Below are 20709 nucleotides of genomic sequence, written 5' to 3' on the forward strand. Positions count from 1 at the left end.
TAGCTTGCACATATCTGCGGTATTGGTTGGCAGGCCTATTGACCGCTGGATTCCTCATCGACGTTGAAGAGGTGGGGTGGGAGAGTTCTAATCGAGTCTGTCAGCTAAAACTGCAGATGCGCAGCGTCGTCCCTCCACCCCGACGCTTTCTAGTTTCCCAGAAATCGTCACTTATAACCATACAAGCGCAGCGTAATCGTACGCATGGTCAGCAGCAATTTTCTATGCCGCTTCAAAAAAGCACAACAGCTTTATGATATTGAAGCAAGCATGCATCACACTCGTGCAAAGAAAGGCAGACGGCGATCATGGGATTTGCTTGAGGTCTATCGCTATTTCAGGAATCACATGCGTACGATTACGCTGCGCTAATCGTACCTACGTACCTACACTTGGAGCGGCATTTTCCATGATCCGGCCCAGAGGTCAAAATGCACCAGTTTATCCAACGCGGCGCGGATGCTTTTCTCTCCTACCGCATCAATAAGCTTGGTTGGAATAGATACGCCCCAGTTCGCTTCATCAATGGGAAAAATTTCGCATTCCATGGCTATAGTACCGAGCACAGATTCTATCTCGCTGGCAGAGCCAGTTTTTACGATGACCTGGATACCCATCAGCGCTTGAACTCCACGGTGCAGATTGCAGCAAGACTTTCAGAGACTGCATCAAGTGTTTTAGTAGTGAGGGACTGACCACGGACATCATAAATAATACGGCATGCGTTCATATGCGCAGGTAAATGCTGATGGGCAAAAGCGATGCGGGCCTTGTTGTACTGCAGGCTCAAGCGGATCGCTTCCGGATTCTCCAGGCTATGACTGGCGACGAGCACATACTCGTTTTTTTTGTGAATAGTAAATTCTGGCGTAAACATAGAAGCTGTCTAGTAAAGAAAATGAGATCAATTTGGGGACGGACGAACTAAACCCATTCACGCGGGGTGCATCTGAGGTTTATCCTCAATTTTATGGCAGAAAATCCAAAACGCGAATTCCCCAGCCGTACCTAAGCAAAATATCTAATAGAACATATATGGGCAAGATACAGAAACCATAAAAATATCGGCGATATTGAACAGATGTCCGGCCAAGGTAAATAAATCCTGCCAAACTTAAACTTGCGAGAATTGAACCCCCTGCAAATAGAACGTAATATGTTGGTGCGCTAACAAATGTCGACAGTATGGAGACTGCGCTTAACATTAAACTGAAGACAAAAATTGTTATTTTCATGGAGTATTCTTGTGGCTGCGCATCTGGCTATGCTGTTTAATTCATGTCACTCAGTATTGCGGCCCTGATGTCCATTAATATTTTGCCGAGCATATTTTTCCCTTTCCCATCACTGCCTATGCCCCAATAATCGTCCTCGGTTGTGTCTTCGACTAGCTTCGCTGTACCAGTGCTTAGCAACAAGTCTTGCAAATCCTGATGCTGCTGGAATTTCGCGCTTACTGCTTCCCGCATGATCTGCACCTTGACTGACTCCCAGTCCACTCTAATTTTGTGCGTGCGCGAGCGCCCCAGCCTTGCCGCTATCGAGGGAGTTTTGGCGGTTCGTATTTTTTCACGATATTGTGCATCAAGGAATTTCTGTGCCTGGAAGTAATGCTCACTTGTTGGCCACATCTTCCCCTTCAAGGAAATCGAGTATCGCGAAAAATTAGAAAATTCACCGTACTCGCCTTCGGTAGAATAAAACTTGATGCTTGATAAGGTGCTTGTATCAGGTTTCATATTTCTTCTGGAAATTTATTCATGGTGAATGCATTTATAAAAAATATCGCCCACCCGCGTAGGTACGATTAGCGCAGCGTAATCGTACGCATGGCGTCACCATTCTCTATACTGCTTGAAAAGTACAGCTGCTTCATGGTAGTCATTCAAGCATAAACCACGCGCCTGTTATGATGATACATGGTCTTCACTAGCTATTCTTGAGGTCTGCGCTTATTTCAGGCATCGCATGCGTACGATTACGCTGCGCTAATCGTACCTACGTACCTACGTACCTACGTACCTACGTACCTGGCTTGAGTAAAGCCTTGTTATCATGTGCTGATTTTATCTCTCATTTTAGTAAAACGGAGTACATTGCATGAAAATTCCTTATCTCCCGTCGCGCCATGTTTTGCGGACAGGCCTGATGGCAATAGTTACCTTGTTTGCGACTGCTGCCGCGGCAAAACCGCTAGAACGTGCAATCGACCTATCCCTGATCAATCTTGTTGCGACACCTGAGCGCTATCACGGCAAACTGGTGAACGTGACAGGTTATATTTTCGTCGGTATGGAACATATGTCCATTTGCCCTTATCAGGTCGAAGTTTCCAGTAAGGACTGCCTCTGGATTAATATCGATTCTGGCCCCTATGCAAGTCATGCCGATAGGGAGCGAATCTCGAAGAAGATGGCAGTTCTTGAAAAATTCTACGGAAAAACGGCGACCATCATCGCGAGATTTAACAAGAAGGATCAAGGCCATTTCGGCCTATGGTCTGGTGCCCTGACAAAGATAGTCGATGTTTACGATCACAAGGATGAGTCAGCGCGGGGAATCAGTGTGTGGAAATGACCCCCCGTAGGTACGATTAGCGCAGCGTAATCGTACGCATGTCTATATCCATCGAATCAAGATAGTCAAAGAAATAAACAGAAATAGTAGGGATAGAAATGCAGGAAATTTCATTTGATGGTATTTTTTTGCAGCTGCCTTTTCATCAAGCGACTCTAAGCGACTGAAGAACAAGTTTTGCAAAAACAGAATTGCGTAAAATACTATCATCCAAAAAAAGCAGGCTTGGAATACAGTGCCGCCACTATGCATGTTCAGTAATTTTTCACAAACTTCTATCATTTTTAATGATATGTTCGCCAGCGCGGCCATGGCACCATTCCCACCTGCCATGAATATGCTTGTAAGAAGATAGAAGAAAAATAGCGGAAGAAAAATGGCGGCGTATTTTCCTGCAACAATCAAGGCGTTTAGAAAACGCAATGTCTTGATTTGTCCTAGCGTTGTTTCATTTGAACTACCCATGGATCCCAGATATTTTGAGGTGAATTGAATTCGTTTTTTTTAAATAGCGCGTAGGTACGATTAGCGCAGCGTAATCGTACGCATGTCAGCCGCAAAGGCCACTAATTGTAGCGCCGGTCAATCACCACCACTTATCTCTACCGCCACATCACCACACCAGTCAAGAGGATACACGCCTGTTTCCACATAGTGATGAAAAGTGGAATATGGCCAGTCGCAGACGCGGCGGACCAGGCCATGTTTGAGTGGATTGACATGGACGTAATCGACATGCCTCTGGAAATCCAGCTCATCACGTATCAGATGTTCCCAATAATGACGCTGCCAGATACCACGTTCACCAGCAGCCTGGCGCGCAGCAGAGAGGGTCTCTGTTTTAGGAAGGGCGCGTGAGAAACCGCTTTTGATGAGCCGCCAGCGCAAGCTAAAATTGCTGTCGCCATCTGGCAGGGTGAAGATGCAGTGCATGTGCTCCGGCAAGACTACCCAGGCATCGATATGAAAGGGATATTTAAGGCGAACATGTTTGATGACTTGTCGCAAGAGATCAATCTCACGCACCAGCAAGTCATTGCCCTGTCTTTGCAACAGATTGACGGTGAAGAACCATGTCGCTCCCGGGACGAATGCGCGGCGATAATTGGGCATGGGTTTGCTGCTTGCTTAGTTTATTTTGAGGAGTCATGCGTACGATTACGCTGCGCTAATCGTACCTACTCGCTTTTTTACGGTGCATCCTTGGCAGGAATAGATGCCGTTAATTTTTCAATCGGAAGAATCAAGTCAAAGCCTTCTTTGGTAGTTGCAGTCGAGGCTGAGACAGGCCCTCGCCCGCAAGGAATGTCCGGCCCACGACATCCCCAAATTTCACCGCCTTTCAAAAAAGAAAAATAAATTGAATATACAGAGACACGTTGCGCAAGCAAATAGGCCATTGAACTGACAGCAGGATTCCAATCCTGTTGTTTAAACTTACCCGTATGTCCACTTCCCGCAAATAGGATATGTGTATGTGCAGGATATTGTTTAAGCCTGTCGTAAATATTGGTCGCCATGATAGAGTCACGTCTGGCCTGCGACCTGGTTTCATTCTTGGTCAAAGCTTGAAGCCCATCTGACTTGCCTGAATCAAAGGCAGAAATAAGTACATCTTTACCTTCATTGCGCAATCTTCTAACGAAATCAATGAGCTTGAACATTGCCTCACTGCGGCGGCCATCCTGTTTTTCGTGCCAGAAATAGGCTGAAAGTAAGGCCTTTTTATCCTCTGGTGTTCCTTTGGAAAGCGTGTATTGAGTAATACCTGCTTGCAAGTCCATCGGCAATTCCAGACCAAGCACGACGGGTTTCCCTGATAAAGCAAGCTGACAAACAAGCCCTTCAACAAAGGCTGGAATTTCATTTGAGCCATGAAAGTCGCCGATAGCGATGACATCGGCATTGATTTTTGACACGGAAATCTGCGCATGTGGCGTACACGGTAAGTCACTTGCAAAAATGGGTTTGCATACGGCAGCAAATAAGAAACCGCTTGCAAGGAGGCGCAATGTTGAGTGGCGTATATTCATATTTTCATTACTTAATAAGTGTGTAGGTACGATTAGCGCAGCGTAATCGTACGCATGGCAGCTGTTGCTCTCTCTTGCGCTCGAAAAGCATAGCCGCTTCACAGTAATGTATCAAGTATAAATCACGTAGCCGCTGAGGTAGTACATGGTCTTCACGAGATATTCTTTAAGACTATGCATATTCGGGCATCTCATGCGTACGATTACGCTGCGCTAATCGTACCTACATTTTGTAGCAGCTACATTTACTTGCGCACGCCAGCCACACTCGCCCCCACCTGCTCCGCCAATTGCTTGGCGGCTTCTGACATCGCTGGTGCCACGGTTTCATAGGCGGTGCCGTGCAAACTGACGGTAAACACTTTGTGTTCGCGCTTGAGCAGTTTGCGGCTGCTGTCGAGTACGACCCAGCTGGCTTCGAGCGTGAGTTGCTCGCCGCTTTGAATGAGTAGCTGGTCGACTTGTACTTTGATCTGATAGCGCGGCAAATTGCCGGATGGGTTGTTGGCGATGCCTGCGTTGATGCCGGTGTCGGATGAGAGCCAGGCATCGGGCAGGTTTTTGCGCAGGTGGGCGATGAGGGACAGGGTCAGTTGTTCGTCCAGCGGGGCGAGCCAGCGTTGTTCGTCAGAGACGATGGCCTCTGTAGCAGACTTTTGTATGACCAGTTGCTGGCGGTTCACGGCCTCTGGCAATTTGACGGTGGCGATGATGAGTTCATACTGCGGCTCGGCCAGGCTGCTGTTGGTTTGCGGATAGTCGAGGCGGTACAGGTGTTCTACCGGCGGCGTAGCGCAGGCGGACAATAAGAAGGCACTCAGAGGCAGGGCGAGCAGCTTGGCGGTACGCATCATGGTTTTACCTTTTGTTTGCCAAACACCAGGGCATCGGGATGGCGTTCCAGCATGTCGGCCAGGTTGGCGACGGCGCGGGCGGATTTGGCGACTTGCTTCAAAGATTCGCGCATGTCTTGTTGCAGCGGCGCGTCTTCTGCCAGCAGGGCGCTGGCGCTGTTCAAGGTGCCGCGTGCTTCTTTGAGGGTGGATGTCAATTCTGGCGTGACTTCAACATCGAGGCGGCGCACCAGTTTTTCTGTGCTGGCCAGGGTGGTATTGAGTTTGCCCAGGGCTTGTACCAGTTCGTCAGAAATTTTATCGAAAGGCAGCTTGTCTATCTTCTTGGCGATGCGGCCCACGGTATCCTGGATTTCACCCAGGCCACCACCGACGGTGGGCAGGACGGGGTAGTCTGTGCTCCAATCCATCTTGGCTTGCGAAGCATCCGGGAAGAAATCGAGGGCGATGTACAGCTGGCCAGTGAGGATATTGCCACTGCGCAGCTGGCCGCGCAAGCCGCGTGAGATCAGGTGGTCGATCAGCGATCTTTCCTTGGCTTCGGTATTGTCATCGGGCAGGCGAGTGCCAGATCGGGCGCGCGCCTTGAGACGGTCAGGATAGAGGCTGATTTCAACCGGGAAGCGTGGCACGCGGCCATTATCGGCAAAATCCACACCCAGGGATTTGACTTCGCCGATGACGATGCCGCGCAGGTCTACAGGCGCCCCCTTGGATAAGCCACGCAGGGTTTCCGGGAAATACATGAGGAAGTTGCGCACCTTGGTATCCGGCGCGCGCATGGCATGTTCGCGGTCTTCAAACAACGGGAAGATGGATCCCTCGAATGCAGGTTTGCCACCTGGCAGGGCATCATCATGTTCCTGGAAGGCGAGGCCGCCTTCGATCAATGATGTCAGTGATTCAGTCGTCACGCGCAAGCCATTGGCATCAAGCTGCATGTCGATGCCGCTGGCATGCCAGAAGCGGGTATCGGGGGTTACATACTGGTCATAGGGCGCATCGATGAAGACGCGGATGGTGACGCCCTTGCCATCACGGTCGAGCTGGAACTTGGTGACATGGCCAGCATTGATGTGGCGGAAAAAGATGGGCGAGCCATAATTGACCGAGCCTGTCTGCGCGCCATGCAAGACAAATTCACGACCAGGCGAATCGCGATTGACCAGCGGTGGTTCTTCAAGGCCAGTAAATTCATCGGTGGTGTCAGCCGCTGAACCGACGTCGACGCTGATGTAATTGCCAGACAACAGAGTGGACAGGCCAGATACCGAGCCGCCAGAAATGCGTGGCTTGACGATGAAGAAACGGGTATCCGTCGCCAGGATGTCAGAAGCACTCTTGATGAGTTGCGCCGTCACCAGCACGCGCTTGCGGTCAGGCGAGAGGGCAATGGCCTTGACGTGACCGACATCGACATCCTTGTAGCGCAGCTTGGTCTTGCCGGCCTCCAGGCCTTCTGCCGATTTAAAGGTGATGGTGATGACCGGCCCCTGGCTGGTGACACTCTGCACCACCAGCCAGATACCGATCAGGGCGGCAATCACAGGCACGGCCCAGACAAACGATGGCAGGCGGCGTTCTGGCCTGACCTTGACCACAGGGATGATGGCATCCATGGCGGCGACAGTGTCGGCGGTCTCAGCGGTGTCGGCAGTGTTGGCGATATTAGCGGTGCTGGCAGCATCTACTGCCGCAGCCTTGTTGTCTGCGGGCGGTGTGCCGGGATTTTCTGAAGTTGGATCACTCATGCGTCTTTGCTACCCAGATTAAACGTGAATCAAAGCTTTGTGCCGACAACATCGTCAGCACGACTACCGCGCCAAAGGCCAGCGCGCCACCGCCAGGGTGTATCGCCGCCAGGGATTGAAACTGCACCAGCGCCACCAGCACTGTCACCACATACACATCCAGCATGGACCAGCGCCCCACGGCTTCTATCATGCGAAACAACTGGGTGCGCTGTAAAGGGTTCCAGTCTGATTTTTTCCAGCAGGTGTACAGCAAGAGGCTGAGGGAAAACAGCTTCAGCAAAGGCACCACGATGCTGGCAAAGAATACCAGCAACGCCAAAGGCCAGGAGCCGGTATTCAACAAGACCAGCACGCCACTCATGATGGTGTCATCCTGGGCACCAAAGATGGTATTGGTATGCATCACGGGCAAGAGGTTGGCGGGTATATACAGGATCGCCGCCGCCACCAGATAAGCCAGCGACCTGGTCAGGCTGTTTTTATCGCGCAAATGCAGGGAGGCACCGCAACCGGGGCAATGGGTAGCGGCTTCGTCCCTGGTGCAGCACAGGGTTTCGCAAATATCGCAACTGATGAGCCCGACCGCGGCACCCGTCTGGCCAGCCAGATTGGCAGCGGGGATATGACGGTATTCGTGTTCAGACATGGGGTACTCCCGCCACTGGCAGCGGATTGTCAGTGGCATGCGCCCACAGCCAGACATTGCGCGGGGTCAGCACTGACGTCATGGCCGCTGTAAAAAAAATCAGGGAGGCACATGACCACAAAGCTGGCCCGATGACGATGTCGGCCATATGTTGCAGCTTGACCAGGGAGACCAGCAAACCCAGCATGAAAATTTCCACCATGCTCCAGGGGCGCAGGGTTTGCAAGGCGCGCAAAGGTGCACCCAGGGCACGACTGGCATCGCCAAACTTGAGCAGGTACAAAATATAAATGGCGAGCGAAATCTGCAGGGCTGGTGCCAGCATGGTGGTGGTGATCACCAGCAGCGAGAGGATGTGCATGCCATCATCCCACATCGCCAGGGCAGCATGGAACAGGGTAGTGTCACGCGTCACTTGCTGCACTTTCAGTGCCAGCAGCGGAAAGCTATTGAGTATCACCAGCAAGATCAATGAAGTGACGGACAAGGCCAGCGCCAGGTCCACATTGGCACTGCCGTTACGGTACAGCGTGGCCCGACAACGCGGGCAACTGGCAGTTTCGCCGGTCGCCAGTGGCAGGTCCAGGCAGACCAGATCGCACTCATGGCAGACGATAAATTTATTGGCAGACGTAATGGGGGCAATCACTTTCTGGGGAAATATCAGGGAAAAGTGCTGGAGAATAGCAATTTTGCTAGTGTAATCAATTTTTTTCATTAATCATAGATTATCACTCGTGGAGCCGCTTTATAGTGGCAAGATGTCAATAAAGAGCTTGCCTGAACGGGATTCCTGCCCTCATGACAGACAGTCTTATAATGCCTGTTATGCCTGTTTTGTGCTCCCTGCAAGGCTGTCTCACTATTCGTAAGGAAACGCCATCATGAGAAAAATACAATTTCCTGATTCTTGTACCGGTATGCTGGTCCTGGCGCTGTCATGCGCGAGCTGGTGTGGCCCTGTCTATGCCAGCGAAATCAATGCCGATGGCCATGCTCTTGAAAAACTGCTGGACCAGACCCGTGTCACTGAATTATGGCCCGCCGGTGTCCACGTGAACTGGGAAAGCGGCGAGCCCGATGGCAGGCTCGTCAAGGGCAATGGCAAACATACCCATTGCAGCGCCTTTGTCGCCGCCACGGCCAAACGTGCGGGTATCTATCTGTTGCGCCCACCTGAGCATGGCCAGGATTTTTTAGCCAATGCCCAATATGACTGGCTCTCCAACCAGGGTGCCACGCTAGGCTGGCGTGAGCTGAGTAGCGCCGCTCAGGCGCAGGACAGGGCCAATCATGGGGAGGTGGTGGTCGTCGGTTACCGCAATCACAGTGACAACAAACCCGGCCACATCGCCATCGTGCGCCCCAGTGAAAAATCAGACGATGAAATAAAATCAGAAGGCCCGCAAATCATCCAGGCCGGTGGCAGCAACTATAGCAGCACCAGCCTGAAAACCGGCTTCGCAGGCCACCCCATGGCCTGGAAACAGCAGGAAGTGCGCTACTTTGCCCACGCGGTGGAATGGGGCAAGCTGGGCGGGAATCCCAGTGGAAATGCTAAGTAAATGTAATGGCAAACTGGTGCACATGGTGCACCATCTCAAGAATTTCACCACAGAGGCACAGAGACCCATGTGCAATATGCGCATTCATTCTGGGCAGACAGTAGGGTGCGTTATAACGCACCGTTTTGTGATCACGCAATGTAGAGAGAATATGGGGCATTGGCATGCTGCGTTGTAACGCACCCTCCAAGACTGTGGTAAGAGGTCTTGATTTTCTCTATCTGTGGTAAGAGGTCTTGATTTTCTCTATCTGTGGTAAGAGGTCTTGATTTTCTCTATCTGTGGTAAGAGGTCTTGATTTTCTCTATCCATACGCGCGTAACGCGCCAGCAGCGCAAACGGTTGACAAGCCACACGCCGTTTAGAACAACAACACTAAGGCCCATGCTGTGTGGTTTTTTGCGTCAACGCAATGTATTCGGGCGGCGTTTTTGGCTTACGTAGCAACACTACGAAACAGAAAACGAAACGCAAGACCGAGCAAATCAACCCAAACATAAAGAGGGAAATATCATGAACAAACTGATCATCGCCATCATCGCTTCCACAGTTGTTATGGGTAGCGCATTTGCACAGACACCAGCCAGTGCTTCTGCAACAACAGCAGCTAAACCTGCTTCTGCAGCGGCAGCAGCGAGTGTAGCGAAATCTGCTCCGACAGCTAAAGTAGTCGCCGCTCCTGCCTCAGCTACAGCGTCCACGCCAGCAGCATCGACACCAGCAGCACCAGTTGCTGAAAAAGCAGTCAAGCATGAGAAACACGAGAAGCACGAGAAGCACGCTAAAAAAGAAGCCAAGAAAGAAGAAGTAAAACCAGCATCCGCTTCAGCAACAGCAGCATCGAAATAAGTCGTCACGCTATCAAGCTATAAGTAAGAACACCGGCAGCAGGGGCTGCCGGAAAAAGCAAGAACTGCTCTCTACTATCTATATCAAGGAATACTAAAATGAACAAACTGATCACTGCCCTCATCGCTTCCACCTTTGTTATGGCTGGCGCATTTGCACAAACACCTGCCACCACAGCAGCTAAAACCGCGACCACAGCAACGCCAGCAGTAGTGGCAACGGCACCTGCTTCAGCAGCTACTGCTACTCCGGCTGCGAAAGTAGTGACTACCACTGCAATGGCATCGACTGCAACGCCTGCGACGCCTGTCACAACTAAATCGATAGCAGTCGCACCAGCAGAAGCCAAGCCTGTGACATCGGATGCAGAAAAAACAGTAGAGAAACATGAAAAGCATGCCAAGCATGTCGCTCATGAAAAACATGCCAAGGCCAAGACCGATGTAAAAACAGATGCCAAACCAGAAGTGAAGGCAGAAGTGAAAACGGATACGGCCAAAGTCGCAACAGCTGCCACGACAGGTGCATCCAAGACAGCGGCAGTAAAATAATTTGTGTAAGTCGTTGTAATCAGCAGGACTAGCATCAAACAAAAAGACGCGCCATCATTCGGGATGGCGCGTCTTTTTTTGTGTTCACGGCAGCGCTCAGTAGGGTGCGTTATAACGCACCGCTTTGTATTACTGCTGCGCTTGTTTTAGCTCAGTAGGGTGCGTTATAACGCACCGCTTTGTATTACTGCTGCTCTTGTTTTAGCATCACAGCCGGTGCGTTGTAACGCACCCTACATTGTCTGCACACGAAAAAAATTCTGTAGGTGCATTTGGCGCAGCTACATCGTACGTAACCTTGCCCCTCAAAAATGAAAAGACCCCAAGCATATCGTGTGATACTCGCCAGTCTATTTCAATATGAACATGTTTAATTGCTGACTCAAATCCGTAAAGTTGCCATGGTGCAGAAGTAGGCTGGAACAGGTATCATGCGTACGATTACGCTACGCTAATCGTACCTACGGCCCTGGAGATTTTCAAATGTTATCAATCCCGTTGAATATTTCGAAATTAATGATTTCGGCTTTAACTGAAGAAATTGAACGTTTGAAACTTATCGGTGACAGTTGTGAGGATGATTGGCCCGGAGATTATGATCCAAATGATGTGCCACTATATGAATATTTTCGCAGGCTCCTGGAAGAAAATCCGAGTGGCAATACAATTTTGCATTGTGAGAAGTACTCAAAAGCGGCTTCATTTTCCATGGCCTTGCTTCCTCGGTTTGTCAGGGAAAATATGAATGTACTGTCTTCTGTTGACGTTGAATCAGCATGCAGGGTATATGCACAATTTATTGCGTATCGTTGTGTGGAACTGATAGAAAATAAGCATTTAAAAACGTTCCCAGATAAGTGGATCAAGTCTTTGATGTTTGAGTTGATTACGTTTCCGGGAACACAGCCCGCGTAAATTCAATTTGTGCAGCGCCATCGCACACATGAATTTCGTGCTTCTGTAAAATCCTGATGCGCCCCAATCCTCTTGCAAAGCTATTTTTGAAAAATCTGATGCCTGCCTAGCAAAGCCATGACTTCATCAAATTTTTCTCTGGCTGCGGCGCTCTGGGCTGCATCAGCCTTATCATATTGATGATAGAAAATCGGGTCACCGAGTTTTTTGCTGGCCCAGGCCATGGTCATGGCGTTTGCGCGTTTAAGTCTGATATAAACGCTGACAGAATCTATACAGGTCTCGTCATCACGATGCGCTCTATCGCCTTCATGCCATACTACCCAGGCATGCAAGTCTTTGAAATCTATCGTCAAGAGCCGATTTTTTTTCGGGAAAAAGCGATAGACTTCCTCAGCTATCAGTAGGTACTGCGCAAAATCCAGATGCAGGGTTTTTGTCCCCACATGCTGCTTTCTGGTCCGGTAATCCTGCACCGGAGTTTGCTTGCGCAGCGTTAGCCAGACACCCGTGACATAGGCCAGCAAGACGGCATATTGATTGATGACAGGGTTTGGTACATCCACGAAATTTCGGATGATTAGCAACAGGATGACAAAGGCCGGATAGAGGATCAGGCTCCATAGCAATGGTCCCCAAAAAAATAGCGAGACCAGCACAGACCAGAGTGATGCAGCATGGCTGACAATTTTAAGCATCACAAGATTGCTCGTTTTTCTGAGAGCATACAGCAACTCGGATTCTGGTATGCCATAGCCGCCACCACGCTCAAAATTGTCGACGACGGCAGAATTCGTGTTGCTCATTGATTTCCTTTATTGCCAGATGCAAGTAAGCATGATCTTAGCATTTTGTTTTTACAGCAGAGAGGTGGTGCGTTACAACGCACCCTACAGGCTAGATTTCATCTGTAGGAGCGGCTTTGGCCGCGAACAGGTCGTAGCACAAAATTCGCGGCAATTGCTGATCTATATTGATCACGGAGTAGAGTGCGTTATAACGCACCACTTCCCCAAAAAAATAAGGCCCTGGATTTTACCCCGGGGCCTTATTGCCGCTACTTTTACATCAAAATCAGATCAGTACATGCCTTAATCCGCAGCCACCAGACTCAAGCCACTGACTGTACTATACGCTTTGACAAGCACATAGTAAGTACCGGCTGCAGGTGAATTGACAGTGATGCTTTCATTGTTGCTGGCACCGTCAGATTTTTGCAGGTAAGACGTGGTCGTTGGAGCAGAGCCCAGTTTCACGTACAAATCAGCATCGCCTGAGCCACCGCTGGTTTTGAATGTGACCGATGGACGACCGGCAGGTACCACAAACGTGTAGACCGCAGAGCCGCCAGACGCCAGGCTGATGCCTGTGACTGGTACGCCATTGTTCAACACATTAGGTGGTGTGCCAGTTTGATAGCTGGCCACCAGGCTGACGCCGCTGGCAGCGGAATAGCCATTCAACAGGACATAATAGGTGCCTGCGCTTGGTGCTGCGACAGTGATGCTTTCAGTGGTGGTAGAACCATCTGATTTTTGCAGGTAGCTCGTGGTCGTTGGTGCTGCGCCCACTTGTACATACAGATCAGCGTCACCTGTACCGCCCGATGTTTTGAACGTCAGGTTGGTCGCACCGGCTGGTACGGCAAAGGTGTACACCAGGTTGGCACCAGTAGCCAGGTTGATACCGTTGACCGGTACGTCCTTGACCAGGGTGTTAGGTGGTGGTGGCGTAGAACCCATGGCAGCAGCAAAGTTAACCATGTTCAGGCTACCATAACCACTGGCATAGTCCCAGCCTGCCTTGGCGGTATAACCACCATTGCTGCCGGATGTGATGTCGTGGAACATGCCTGGTGTCGCTGCTGCTTTCTGATAAATTGCTGCAGCAGGGAAAGGCAGGCTGTTATTGTTCATCGACTGTACACGAGCCCAAAAGCCAGTGAAGATAGGTGCTGCCAGACTGGTACCACCGATTTGCTCGTTGGCACCATTGACAATCACCAGTGCACCACTGGCCGGGTCTGCATCAAACGAGATATCTGGCGTGCCGCGCTTGGTAGAAGAACCCAGGACACCGGAACTGATTTGCCAGCTAGGTGCTGCCGTCGTCAAAGATGGCCCGCCGCCAGCGCCACCGTTTGCGCTTTGCTGGCAACTTGCCGCCGTGGTACAAGCCCACACTGATTCAGACACCCAGGTGCTGCCCGAGGTATTGAGCAAAGTACCACCCACCGAGATCACATAGGGTGATACCGATGGATAGCTTTGCGAAGTACCAGGGCCACCGCACTCATACGCGCCAGAGTCACCGGACGAGACTGAGAAAGTCTGGCCCTGTGCTACCGCAGTCTGGAAAATCTGGTCATTACTGGCCATGACACCAGAACTTTGCGCATCGTTTTCGCACTCACCCAAAGACACGTTGATGACCTTGGCCACGTTGTCACTGACAGCGCGGTTATAGGCTGCCGTGATGTCGGCATCATTGAGCGTGTTTGCTGTGTACAGGACCATTTTCTTGATCGTGCCACCGGCAGTTGCCAATGCATCTTGCGTATCCATATTCCATTCACCGACACCGGCAGTGTCAGAACTGGCCGAACCTATCGTCACTGTTTGCACATTCACCGTAGGGTAACCAGCCTTGGCAGTGAAAGTGTTCAAGTCCTTGATGGTTTGCGTCATGCTGCCTTGCGTGATAATGCCGATGGTGGCATTGACGGCGCTAGGCAGGCTGCTGGCGTTATAGATACTGGAAAACTCGGTAGGGTTATGACCCGAGTTGGCCAGGGTATTGGCTTTAGGCCTCACCAGATGGGTGCGATAAGTATGCAAATTTTGCAGGCCATGCACAGCCAGCACCGTGTCAGACAGGGATTGTGGCACTTGTGCATCGCTGAGATTCACCTGCACTGTGCGTCCGTTGACCGAGTAGGTGTGCAAATCGGTATTGAACGCTGTTTTCACCGTTGCTGCTGCACCGTCTGCCGTTACCAGCATGCGGTTATCAGATACGGAGATATTCACGAAGCCGCTGCTGCGCAAATGATCGACCACCGCCTGCACCTGTCCCGTAGTCGGCGCATAGCGTGACATGAACTCGGTGCTGGAAATAGTACGGACATTTTTGCCATTCAGGATACCCGTGGTCAGGGTATCGAGCTCAGCCTTATTGCGCAGCTTGAGCGCGACCACCACCTGCGTAGGGGCACCCGCCTGCATCAGGGTCGGGGCTGCCTTGGCAGACACGGTGGCCGGTATGGCGGTTGCCTTGGTTGCTGTCGGCGCCCATTGTTCTGCTGCCTGGGCTGTATCGAACAGCATGGCCATGGCCATGGAGACACCGGTTAGTAGTTTGAGATTACAACTGATACGCATTACTTCTCTCCTTGTTGTTTTGATACGAAGTATGTGACCGGTGCTTGTTGGCGGCGCCGGTCCAGCTTTTAACATCCCTGCTCTTCCCAAAACAGGGACTGTGATCAGACAAAAACGGTGTATCCGCACCGTGTTAAGCCTACTCACCTGGAACATCCAGACTGGCTGCGCGAGACCAGTCTTTCTGTGCCGTATTGCCATGCAAGTAATTGATCAGATTCCTCACATTACAATTCTTTTAGACAATAGTAAGACCACTTGCATAGGCACACGCCATGCAAGGTTATTGGCACTGCTAAAATTTAAAACGGCAAGCTAAATGACTAATACCAGTTTGTCGTTTTGTAACGAAAGCCGATTATTAACATTCTTTAACAGTATGTCAAAAGCAATAAGAGTTTATGTATATACAAATATTTTTGCTTAAGCATCTTGATATTTTTGAAAACTTATTTTCATAGAGGAAAATATATACTCACATTACTGAAAATATATGAATCACACCCCCAAAACCGGTTGTGAATTTGCAACATTTGAGGGCAAAAAAGACGAAATAGAGCAAATTCTCTATGCCAATTTGCGCATTTATTTTCAGTTTTTCTGCTTAAAAAATAAGCATTTTCAATCATCGTGATACAGCTTTTTTGTAGAATTTGCTGCACCTGAATCATGTTGGTAAATGAAATATATAGTTTGGGATTTGGGGGATGAGTCTGGAGGGATTAGGTGACCGCCTGGTTGGGGAATGCTGTTGCAGATGAACAGGTATAGTATTGCCGGTGATGGATATAAACCTGGTGCGATTGCGCCGTGGCTGACATTTGTGCATGCAGATCCGTCCTGCAGGATATACGTTATAAGGCAGCATGCCACCGCATCAAACATTCTCAGCACAGATCCTCATTTGTAAAACGGTACGTCGCAACCCACCCTGCTGTTTAAGCCACAGAGTAGCCATCCTCATGCCATACTCTGTGCCTCTGTGGTGCGCTTTTGGTCTTGCAAAAAAAAGAGGCCCCATCCTAAAGGACAAGACCTCGTTCTCCTACCCCCGCATGGAGGCGGTGCGCTTGGCTACTTATTTCGATGCAGCACTGGCAGAAGCAGCAGATGCTGGTTTGCTTTCTTCTTTCTTGGCATGCTTCTCATGCTTTTCATGTTTCTCATGCTTGGCTGATTTCTCTGCCACTGGTGCTACAGGCTTAACTTCTGTTGCCGGTGCTGCGGCGACCGGCGTCGATGCTGTGGCCGAAGCAGAAGCTGCCACTGCTTTGGCTGCCGGTGCTGATTTGGCTACACTGGCGGCTGCTGCAGCACTTGCTGGCTTGGCCGCAGTATTTGCAGACGCGCTGGCGGGTGTTTGTGCAAATGCGCTACCCATAACGAGAGTGGAAGCGATGAGAGCGGTGATCAGTTTGTTCATGATATTTATCCTGGGCTGTGAGCGTTTTATTTTTTAAGCGGCAGCACCTGCTGCCGCTGGTCATTGTTTTGTAGACTGCGTTTATTTCGATGCGGCGCTGGCTGCGGCAGAGGCACCTGCTACTTTCGCTTCTTTTTTGCCATGCTTGACATGTTTTTCATGTTTGGCTGGCTTGGCTTCTGGCATGGCTGCCGGTTTGCTGTCTGCTGCGGGTGTCGCTGCAACTGCGCTGGCTGATGCAGGAGCGGCTACTGCCTTGGCTGCTGGAGCAGGCTTGGCAACACTGGCTGCTACTGCTGCTGAAGCAGGTTTGGCTGCGGTCGTTGCAGAAGCACTGGCGGGTGTCTGTGCAAATGCGCTACCCATAACAACTGTGGAAGCGATGATGGCGATGATCAGTTTGTTCATGATATTTCCCTCTTTATGTTTGGGTTGATTTGCTCGGTCTTGCGTTTCGTTTTCTGTTTCGTAGTGTTGCTACGTAAGCCAAAAACGCCGCCCGGCATGATTGCGTTGACGCAAAAAACCACAGAACATGGGGCTTAGTGTTGTTGTTCTAAACGGTGTGTGGCTTGTCAACCGTTTGCGGTGTTCATGCGTTACGCGCGTAGGAACATAAAAAAACGACGCCTTTGCATACAGGACGTCGTTTATTTTTTGTAGATGCCTGCGGTGCGCATGGCTCGCAGCACATTGTCATGCGCAGCACCTCTATGCCATGCGTACGATTACGCTGCGCTAATCGTACCTACGCGCTATGGCTCATTTGTAGGGTGCGTTACAACGCACCATTCCACCGCCCCATATTCTCTCTACATTGCGTAATCACACAATGGTGCGTTATAACGCACCCTACTATCGGCCCAAGATGGATGCTTATATCGCACATGCGTCTCTATGCCTCTGCAGTGAGATTCCTGGAATGCTGCGCATGGCTCGCAGCATATTGATATGCGCACTACACGCACTAACAAGTCCAATAAATCTTGTTACGCAAATCGATCACATCCGGCCCTGCACTACAGCCACCGACATCTTTGGCATAACGATCCGCCTTGTCAGTCCCTATGATCCATTGTCTGGACGCGGCATGCCACATCAGCGTGCCCTCGGCGATAACACCTTTGGGGAAGACGTCCGAAACGCTGCGGTTGATCAGCACGATATGCTGGCCGCGAATCTTGGCAGTCAGCACCAGGCTGGGCATATTGGCTTGCTCTGCAAATTTGTGCCTGAAGGTATATAGCCCAGAGCGGATAGGCAATGGCGGCGCGGCTGTCGCTGTACTTGCAGCAAAGGTCAAAGCGAGCACCACCATCATGGATGCTATTCCATAGCCGGTCTTATGTTGCCTGCTTGTTGACATGGTTTTTTCTTTCAAAAGCTGCGTCAAATATGCTTGATGTGTCTGGATAGTATAGGCTAAAAATTGCCATAACCAGCCTCACACAAGCCCCGCTTTGCCAGGTATCGCATTTTTTACGTACCATGGACATATGAAAACCCCATTGAGATATCTGTTCCTCAGCCTGACACTGGCCTGCCTGGCCGCATGCAGCAGCCTGCCTCCCACGCCGGTCGTACTTTTCAGGGCTGCTATCTATGACATCCGCGACGGGTCACCTTATCCAAGGTCAACCAAGCCCAACGTCATAGACATGACCAGCTTTTTCTGGGTTGACTTCATGCTGCAAGAGCACCTGATTGGGCATGTCAAAAATACCCGTGGCCCAGCCTTGCTGACAGCCTGGCATATGCCAATGGAGAGTTACTGGCCCAAGTATGATTTTTTTGTGCTGGCGCGCCAGGATCAGGAAGGGAAATTGCAGACCGTGTGGTGGTCTTATGCCAGCAATGATTTTTGCCTGGATCAAAAAAAGGCGCAAAAGTTAAACATACAAAGCGATATGCAAACCCTGTACCGCGATGGGAAATTGCGCTGCTCTATTCTGGATACCCTGGGTTATGATGCGCAGGCATTGAAGAAGCTGGATTAAGCCACGGAAGACCGAAACTCGCACGCCTGAGCCCGGGCCTTGTTCTCCCTTGACGGTAAGCGCAATCCATGCCAATCAAGAGCATAAATGGTGCGCATGGCACGCTGCATATTTTAATGCGCGCCACCTCAATGCGTGCATCACATGCGTACGATTACGCTGCGCTAATCGTACCTACGCGTTCATTTGACGCCGAACATTTCTGCCTTGAAAAGGGGAATAAAGCGAGTTTTGGTAACGACGCGGAGTGCGTGTATGGCGATCCCGCAAGGTAGGGAAACAAAAACCACCATGGGTCCAGGGAAGTCATTGACGGAATGTACCTGGCCCATGAAGAGCCAGGGATAAAAGACCATAAATACAGCAAAAAAGAAACCCGTCCCAACACCTGCCCATATGATCTTCGGCAGTTTATACAAGCGTTGCTTGTGCACTGTCAGCAATGCGGTAATCAAGACCCACCACAAGGAAACCAGCCCAACAGTACCTAAAAAAGTGAAGGTATATACATATCCCTCATCGCCGTGGACGGTGGTGAGCATAATAGAAATCAATTTGATAAAACCCAGGCTTAACAGGCCGACCAGCAAGCTTTCAACATAAAGAACTACAAGCATAGATTTTAAAACCTTTCTCTGCGAATAAACTTGGGCTTTACTCCTGGCTGCACGGCAACACTACTGTCTGTCTGGCTATTGGGGTAGTGATAAATAGTTGCTTCTTTTTCTCCTATATTACCACCGTCCTGTTCAATTTTATTTGCCAGCCCTTGCATGAATCTTGCAGGTGCTCACGAGCGAAGTCACATGCGTCAGTCATGGGCATGCTACCTCTTGCCATCAGCTTGACACCGTCGCTTACCGGGGAATACCGGCTGCCCATGTCATCGAAAGACGATGGGATATCGGCTGCTTGTCTTGTAGCGCATGGCGATGCACTCTGTGCTACGGCATTGTAGGAGCGGCTTTAGCCGCGAAGCTTGTGACCTTTGCGACCATTCGCGGCTAAAGCCGCTCCTACAAAAAATTATTTTCTGCATCACCAGCTTGATGCAGCAGATGGATGCGGCAATTGCAGCGACGTTTGTTGACCTGTAGGGTGCGCCGTGCGCACCGGGTGTTGATGCCGGGGTCTTGAAAATAGTGTGCATAAAACGGTGCGCACCGCGCACCCTGCAAGGTGTGCATGAGTAAGGTGCGGGAGGTAAGAAATGGTGCGTTACAACGCACCCTACACGACTGGTAAAGCACTATATGTGCTCTGCCCTACGGCAATTGCTTCTTGCAGGAGCTGCTTTAACCGCGAAAAATCGGCCCTGGCAAGCATTCGCGGCTAAAGCCGCTCCTACAAAAAATCATCTTTTGTATTGCGAGCTCGATGCGGCAATTGCAGCGATGTTTGTTGACCTGTAGTCCGCCGTGCGCACCGGGTGTTGATGCCGGGGTCTTGAAAATAGTGTACATAAAACAGTGCGCGTGGCGCACCCTACAAGATGTGGATGAGTAAGGTGCGGGAGGTAAGAAATGGTGCGTTACAACGCATCCTACGCGACTAATTGTATCTACGCAGGCTACTCTCAATTCCTGCTCCCTTGAACCAGATCCGGTATAACGCCAATCTCTTTTGCTTATACGTCCCACGCGGCTTCTTTAACTTTGAAATCAGGAAAGATTTCAAATGCAGGGGACCAGTCATCTTCAGGATAGGCATTAAGACAGACATAAAAGCTGCCATCTTCGTACAAATACAAAACAGAAATTCGTGCGTTGACTAGCCGATAATCAGGGTGCTTTATCATCCATTCATTGGTTGGTGCCTCAGGCAAGTTGGAAGAAGCAATGATGTCAGGGAGGTGCGCAAGCAATTTGATCATGCTGTCGATTTGCACAGCTGTCGGCGCTTTACCAGGGGCGCCTATATCAATCGGATAGTTGTGATTGCCAACAGGCGTCTCGGCATACCAAGAATTGGATTTGATATTTTGTACGTATTGACCAACAAGCGGGTGATCTATCAAGCCTGCTCTAGTGTCTTGTGATTCTGCACTATCTTCGCTCATTTATTTCTCCTTGCCAGTGAAATGTGGGGCTTTCTGCATTGCTATTGTATATATGCGCCAACTTCTTATCACTTTCGAAATTGACATCGGTTAAACGATGTTCAGG

At 50.3% G+C, this 20709-nt stretch carries 24 protein-coding genes; 6 read left to right on the forward strand and 18 right to left on the reverse strand.

Annotation, left to right across the window (positions count from 1 at the left end; all coding sequences use genetic code 11):
* Positions 1–386: 386 nt before the first annotated feature.
* From ACO0LC_RS27265 to ACO0LC_RS27275, 3 genes are all read right to left on the reverse strand, one after another.
* Positions 387–617 carry a hypothetical protein gene (locus tag ACO0LC_RS27265; protein WP_423009082.1) on the reverse strand — a complete coding sequence of 77 codons (231 nt, stop codon included), beginning with the start codon at positions 615–617 and terminating at the stop codon, positions 387–389.
* Positions 617–877: a hypothetical protein gene (locus ACO0LC_RS27270; RefSeq protein WP_423009084.1), complete on the reverse strand. Its 261-nt coding sequence runs from the start codon at positions 875–877 to the stop codon at positions 617–619. The genes ACO0LC_RS27265 and ACO0LC_RS27270 overlap by 1 nt, the downstream gene beginning before the upstream one ends.
* A 394-nt stretch (positions 878–1271) precedes the next feature.
* The gene (locus tag ACO0LC_RS27275; RefSeq protein WP_423009086.1) at positions 1272–1739 is read right to left on the reverse strand and encodes an NADAR family protein; all 468 of its coding nucleotides are present in this window, start codon (positions 1737–1739) and stop codon (positions 1272–1274) included.
* A 361-nt stretch (positions 1740–2100) separates the two neighbouring features.
* On the opposite strand from ACO0LC_RS27275, the gene ACO0LC_RS27280 reads away from it, so the two are divergent.
* Positions 2101–2577 carry a hypothetical protein gene (locus tag ACO0LC_RS27280; protein ID WP_423009088.1) on the forward strand — a complete coding sequence of 159 codons (477 nt, stop codon included), beginning with the start codon at positions 2101–2103 and terminating at the stop codon, positions 2575–2577.
* Positions 2578–2619: 42 nt separating this feature from the next.
* On the opposite strand, the gene ACO0LC_RS27285 is transcribed toward ACO0LC_RS27280, so the two are convergent.
* From ACO0LC_RS27285 to ACO0LC_RS27315, 7 genes are all read right to left on the reverse strand, one after another.
* Positions 2620–3042 carry a hypothetical protein gene (locus ACO0LC_RS27285; protein WP_423009090.1) on the reverse strand — a complete coding sequence of 141 codons (423 nt, stop codon included), beginning with the start codon at positions 3040–3042 and terminating at the stop codon, positions 2620–2622.
* A 117-nt stretch (positions 3043–3159) separates the two neighbouring features.
* Entirely contained in the window at positions 3160–3690 is a 531-nt protein-coding gene (locus tag ACO0LC_RS27290) for an REP-associated tyrosine transposase (protein WP_423009092.1), read from the reverse strand.
* A 77-nt stretch (positions 3691–3767) separates the two neighbouring features.
* The gene (locus tag ACO0LC_RS27295) at positions 3768–4610 is read right to left on the reverse strand and encodes a hypothetical protein (RefSeq protein WP_423009094.1); all 843 of its coding nucleotides are present in this window, start codon (positions 4608–4610) and stop codon (positions 3768–3770) included.
* 245 nt (positions 4611–4855) lie between these two features.
* Positions 4856–5464, reverse strand: coding sequence for a PqiC family protein (locus tag ACO0LC_RS27300; RefSeq protein ID WP_423009096.1), 609 nt, complete (start codon positions 5462–5464; stop codon positions 4856–4858).
* Entirely contained in the window at positions 5461–7215 is a 1755-nt protein-coding gene (locus ACO0LC_RS27305) for an intermembrane transport protein PqiB (protein WP_423009098.1), read from the reverse strand. Before ACO0LC_RS27305 ends, ACO0LC_RS27300 begins: the two co-directional genes overlap by 4 nt.
* Positions 7208–7864, reverse strand: a complete 657-nt coding sequence (locus ACO0LC_RS27310; RefSeq protein ID WP_423009099.1) for a paraquat-inducible protein A — start codon at positions 7862–7864, stop codon at positions 7208–7210. Before ACO0LC_RS27310 ends, ACO0LC_RS27305 begins: the two co-directional genes overlap by 8 nt.
* Positions 7857–8582: a paraquat-inducible protein A gene (locus ACO0LC_RS27315; protein WP_423009101.1), complete on the reverse strand. Its 726-nt coding sequence runs from the start codon at positions 8580–8582 to the stop codon at positions 7857–7859. Before ACO0LC_RS27315 ends, ACO0LC_RS27310 begins: the two co-directional genes overlap by 8 nt.
* Before the next feature lie 166 nt (positions 8583–8748).
* Between ACO0LC_RS27315 and ACO0LC_RS27320 the strand changes: the two genes are divergently transcribed.
* The 4 genes from ACO0LC_RS27320 to ACO0LC_RS27335 all read left to right on the forward strand — a co-directional run bounded on the left by ACO0LC_RS27320 (position 8749) and on the right by ACO0LC_RS27335 (position 11744).
* On the forward strand, positions 8749–9429 hold the full coding sequence (locus tag ACO0LC_RS27320) for a hypothetical protein (RefSeq protein WP_423009103.1): 681 nt from the start codon (positions 8749–8751) through the stop codon (positions 9427–9429).
* 513 nt (positions 9430–9942) lie between these two features.
* Positions 9943–10278 (forward strand): hypothetical protein, encoded by a 336-nt coding sequence (locus ACO0LC_RS27325; RefSeq protein WP_423009105.1) that lies wholly within the window; start codon positions 9943–9945, stop codon positions 10276–10278.
* Positions 10279–10376: 98 nt separating this feature from the next.
* A complete protein-coding gene (locus ACO0LC_RS27330; protein ID WP_423009107.1) occupies positions 10377–10829 on the forward strand; it encodes a hypothetical protein in 453 nt (150 codons plus the stop codon).
* A 483-nt stretch (positions 10830–11312) separates the two neighbouring features.
* Positions 11313–11744, forward strand: coding sequence for a hypothetical protein (locus tag ACO0LC_RS27335; protein WP_423009109.1), 432 nt, complete (start codon positions 11313–11315; stop codon positions 11742–11744).
* A gap of 80 nt (positions 11745–11824) precedes the next feature.
* Here the strand turns inward: ACO0LC_RS27335 and ACO0LC_RS27340 are convergent, their stop codons facing one another.
* The 5 genes from ACO0LC_RS27340 to ACO0LC_RS27360 all read right to left on the reverse strand — a co-directional run bounded on the left by ACO0LC_RS27340 (position 11825) and on the right by ACO0LC_RS27360 (position 17913).
* A complete protein-coding gene (locus ACO0LC_RS27340) occupies positions 11825–12550 on the reverse strand; it encodes a hypothetical protein (RefSeq protein ID WP_423009110.1) in 726 nt (241 codons plus the stop codon).
* A 285-nt stretch (positions 12551–12835) separates the two neighbouring features.
* The gene (locus tag ACO0LC_RS27345) at positions 12836–15124 is read right to left on the reverse strand and encodes a pre-peptidase C-terminal domain-containing protein (RefSeq protein ID WP_423009112.1); all 2289 of its coding nucleotides are present in this window, start codon (positions 15122–15124) and stop codon (positions 12836–12838) included.
* Positions 15125–16202: 1078 nt separating this feature from the next.
* Positions 16203–16547, reverse strand: coding sequence for a hypothetical protein (locus ACO0LC_RS27350; RefSeq protein ID WP_423009114.1), 345 nt, complete (start codon positions 16545–16547; stop codon positions 16203–16205).
* 81 nt (positions 16548–16628) lie between these two features.
* Entirely contained in the window at positions 16629–16955 is a 327-nt protein-coding gene (locus ACO0LC_RS27355) for a hypothetical protein (protein ID WP_423009116.1), read from the reverse strand.
* Between the two features lie 559 nt (positions 16956–17514).
* Positions 17515–17913 (reverse strand): hypothetical protein, encoded by a 399-nt coding sequence (locus tag ACO0LC_RS27360; protein WP_423009118.1) that lies wholly within the window; start codon positions 17911–17913, stop codon positions 17515–17517.
* 130 nt (positions 17914–18043) lie between these two features.
* On the opposite strand from ACO0LC_RS27360, the gene ACO0LC_RS27365 reads away from it, so the two are divergent.
* A complete protein-coding gene (locus ACO0LC_RS27365; RefSeq protein WP_423009120.1) occupies positions 18044–18544 on the forward strand; it encodes a hypothetical protein in 501 nt (166 codons plus the stop codon).
* A gap of 182 nt (positions 18545–18726) precedes the next feature.
* Here the strand turns inward: ACO0LC_RS27365 and ACO0LC_RS27370 are convergent, their stop codons facing one another.
* From ACO0LC_RS27370 to ACO0LC_RS27380, 3 genes are all read right to left on the reverse strand, one after another.
* Positions 18727–19161 carry a hypothetical protein gene (locus tag ACO0LC_RS27370; protein WP_423009122.1) on the reverse strand — a complete coding sequence of 145 codons (435 nt, stop codon included), beginning with the start codon at positions 19159–19161 and terminating at the stop codon, positions 18727–18729.
* A gap of 5 nt (positions 19162–19166) precedes the next feature.
* Positions 19167–19319, reverse strand: coding sequence for a hypothetical protein (locus ACO0LC_RS27375; protein ID WP_423009124.1), 153 nt, complete (start codon positions 19317–19319; stop codon positions 19167–19169).
* A gap of 852 nt (positions 19320–20171) precedes the next feature.
* Complete coding sequence (locus ACO0LC_RS27380) at positions 20172–20603, reverse strand: hypothetical protein (protein WP_423009126.1); 432 nt, start codon at positions 20601–20603, stop codon at positions 20172–20174.
* Positions 20604–20709 lie beyond the last annotated feature (106 nt).

This window comes from Undibacterium sp. JH2W (genome assembly GCF_049340425.1).
Lineage (GTDB): Bacteria > Pseudomonadota > Gammaproteobacteria > Burkholderiales > Burkholderiaceae_D > Undibacterium.

What these genes read in the sequence shown, in the direction of transcription:
- ACO0LC_RS27265 (WP_423009082.1), bottom strand. Translation starts at nt 617, where the DNA reads ATGGGTATCCAGGTCATCGTAAAAACTGGCTCTGCCAGCGAGATAGAA.
- ACO0LC_RS27270 (WP_423009084.1), bottom strand. Translation starts at nt 877, where the DNA reads ATGTTTACGCCAGAATTTACTATTCACAAAAAAAACGAGTATGTGCTC.
- ACO0LC_RS27275 (WP_423009086.1), bottom strand. Translation starts at nt 1,739, where the DNA reads ATGAAACCTGATACAAGCACCTTATCAAGCATCAAGTTTTATTCTACC.
- ACO0LC_RS27280 (WP_423009088.1), top strand. Translation starts at nt 2,101, where the DNA reads ATGAAAATTCCTTATCTCCCGTCGCGCCATGTTTTGCGGACAGGCCTG.
- ACO0LC_RS27285 (WP_423009090.1), bottom strand. Translation starts at nt 3,042, where the DNA reads ATGGGTAGTTCAAATGAAACAACGCTAGGACAAATCAAGACATTGCGT.
- ACO0LC_RS27290 (WP_423009092.1), bottom strand. Translation starts at nt 3,690, where the DNA reads ATGCCCAATTATCGCCGCGCATTCGTCCCGGGAGCGACATGGTTCTTC.
- ACO0LC_RS27295 (WP_423009094.1), bottom strand. Translation starts at nt 4,610, where the DNA reads ATGAATATACGCCACTCAACATTGCGCCTCCTTGCAAGCGGTTTCTTA.
- ACO0LC_RS27300 (WP_423009096.1), bottom strand. Translation starts at nt 5,464, where the DNA reads ATGATGCGTACCGCCAAGCTGCTCGCCCTGCCTCTGAGTGCCTTCTTA.
- ACO0LC_RS27305 (WP_423009098.1), bottom strand. Translation starts at nt 7,215, where the DNA reads ATGAGTGATCCAACTTCAGAAAATCCCGGCACACCGCCCGCAGACAAC.
- ACO0LC_RS27310 (WP_423009099.1), bottom strand. Translation starts at nt 7,864, where the DNA reads ATGTCTGAACACGAATACCGTCATATCCCCGCTGCCAATCTGGCTGGC.
- ACO0LC_RS27315 (WP_423009101.1), bottom strand. Translation starts at nt 8,582, where the DNA reads ATGAAAAAAATTGATTACACTAGCAAAATTGCTATTCTCCAGCACTTT.
- ACO0LC_RS27320 (WP_423009103.1), top strand. Translation starts at nt 8,749, where the DNA reads ATGAGAAAAATACAATTTCCTGATTCTTGTACCGGTATGCTGGTCCTG.
- ACO0LC_RS27325 (WP_423009105.1), top strand. Translation starts at nt 9,943, where the DNA reads ATGAACAAACTGATCATCGCCATCATCGCTTCCACAGTTGTTATGGGT.
- ACO0LC_RS27330 (WP_423009107.1), top strand. Translation starts at nt 10,377, where the DNA reads ATGAACAAACTGATCACTGCCCTCATCGCTTCCACCTTTGTTATGGCT.
- ACO0LC_RS27335 (WP_423009109.1), top strand. Translation starts at nt 11,313, where the DNA reads ATGTTATCAATCCCGTTGAATATTTCGAAATTAATGATTTCGGCTTTA.
- ACO0LC_RS27340 (WP_423009110.1), bottom strand. Translation starts at nt 12,550, where the DNA reads ATGAGCAACACGAATTCTGCCGTCGTCGACAATTTTGAGCGTGGTGGC.
- ACO0LC_RS27345 (WP_423009112.1), bottom strand. Translation starts at nt 15,124, where the DNA reads ATGCGTATCAGTTGTAATCTCAAACTACTAACCGGTGTCTCCATGGCC.
- ACO0LC_RS27350 (WP_423009114.1), bottom strand. Translation starts at nt 16,547, where the DNA reads ATGAACAAACTGATCACCGCTCTCATCGCTTCCACTCTCGTTATGGGT.
- ACO0LC_RS27355 (WP_423009116.1), bottom strand. Translation starts at nt 16,955, where the DNA reads ATGAACAAACTGATCATCGCCATCATCGCTTCCACAGTTGTTATGGGT.
- ACO0LC_RS27360 (WP_423009118.1), bottom strand. Translation starts at nt 17,913, where the DNA reads ATGTCAACAAGCAGGCAACATAAGACCGGCTATGGAATAGCATCCATG.
- ACO0LC_RS27365 (WP_423009120.1), top strand. Translation starts at nt 18,044, where the DNA reads ATGAAAACCCCATTGAGATATCTGTTCCTCAGCCTGACACTGGCCTGC.
- ACO0LC_RS27370 (WP_423009122.1), bottom strand. Translation starts at nt 19,161, where the DNA reads ATGCTTGTAGTTCTTTATGTTGAAAGCTTGCTGGTCGGCCTGTTAAGC.
- ACO0LC_RS27375 (WP_423009124.1), bottom strand. Translation starts at nt 19,319, where the DNA reads ATGCAAGGGCTGGCAAATAAAATTGAACAGGACGGTGGTAATATAGGA.
- ACO0LC_RS27380 (WP_423009126.1), bottom strand. Translation starts at nt 20,603, where the DNA reads ATGAGCGAAGATAGTGCAGAATCACAAGACACTAGAGCAGGCTTGATA.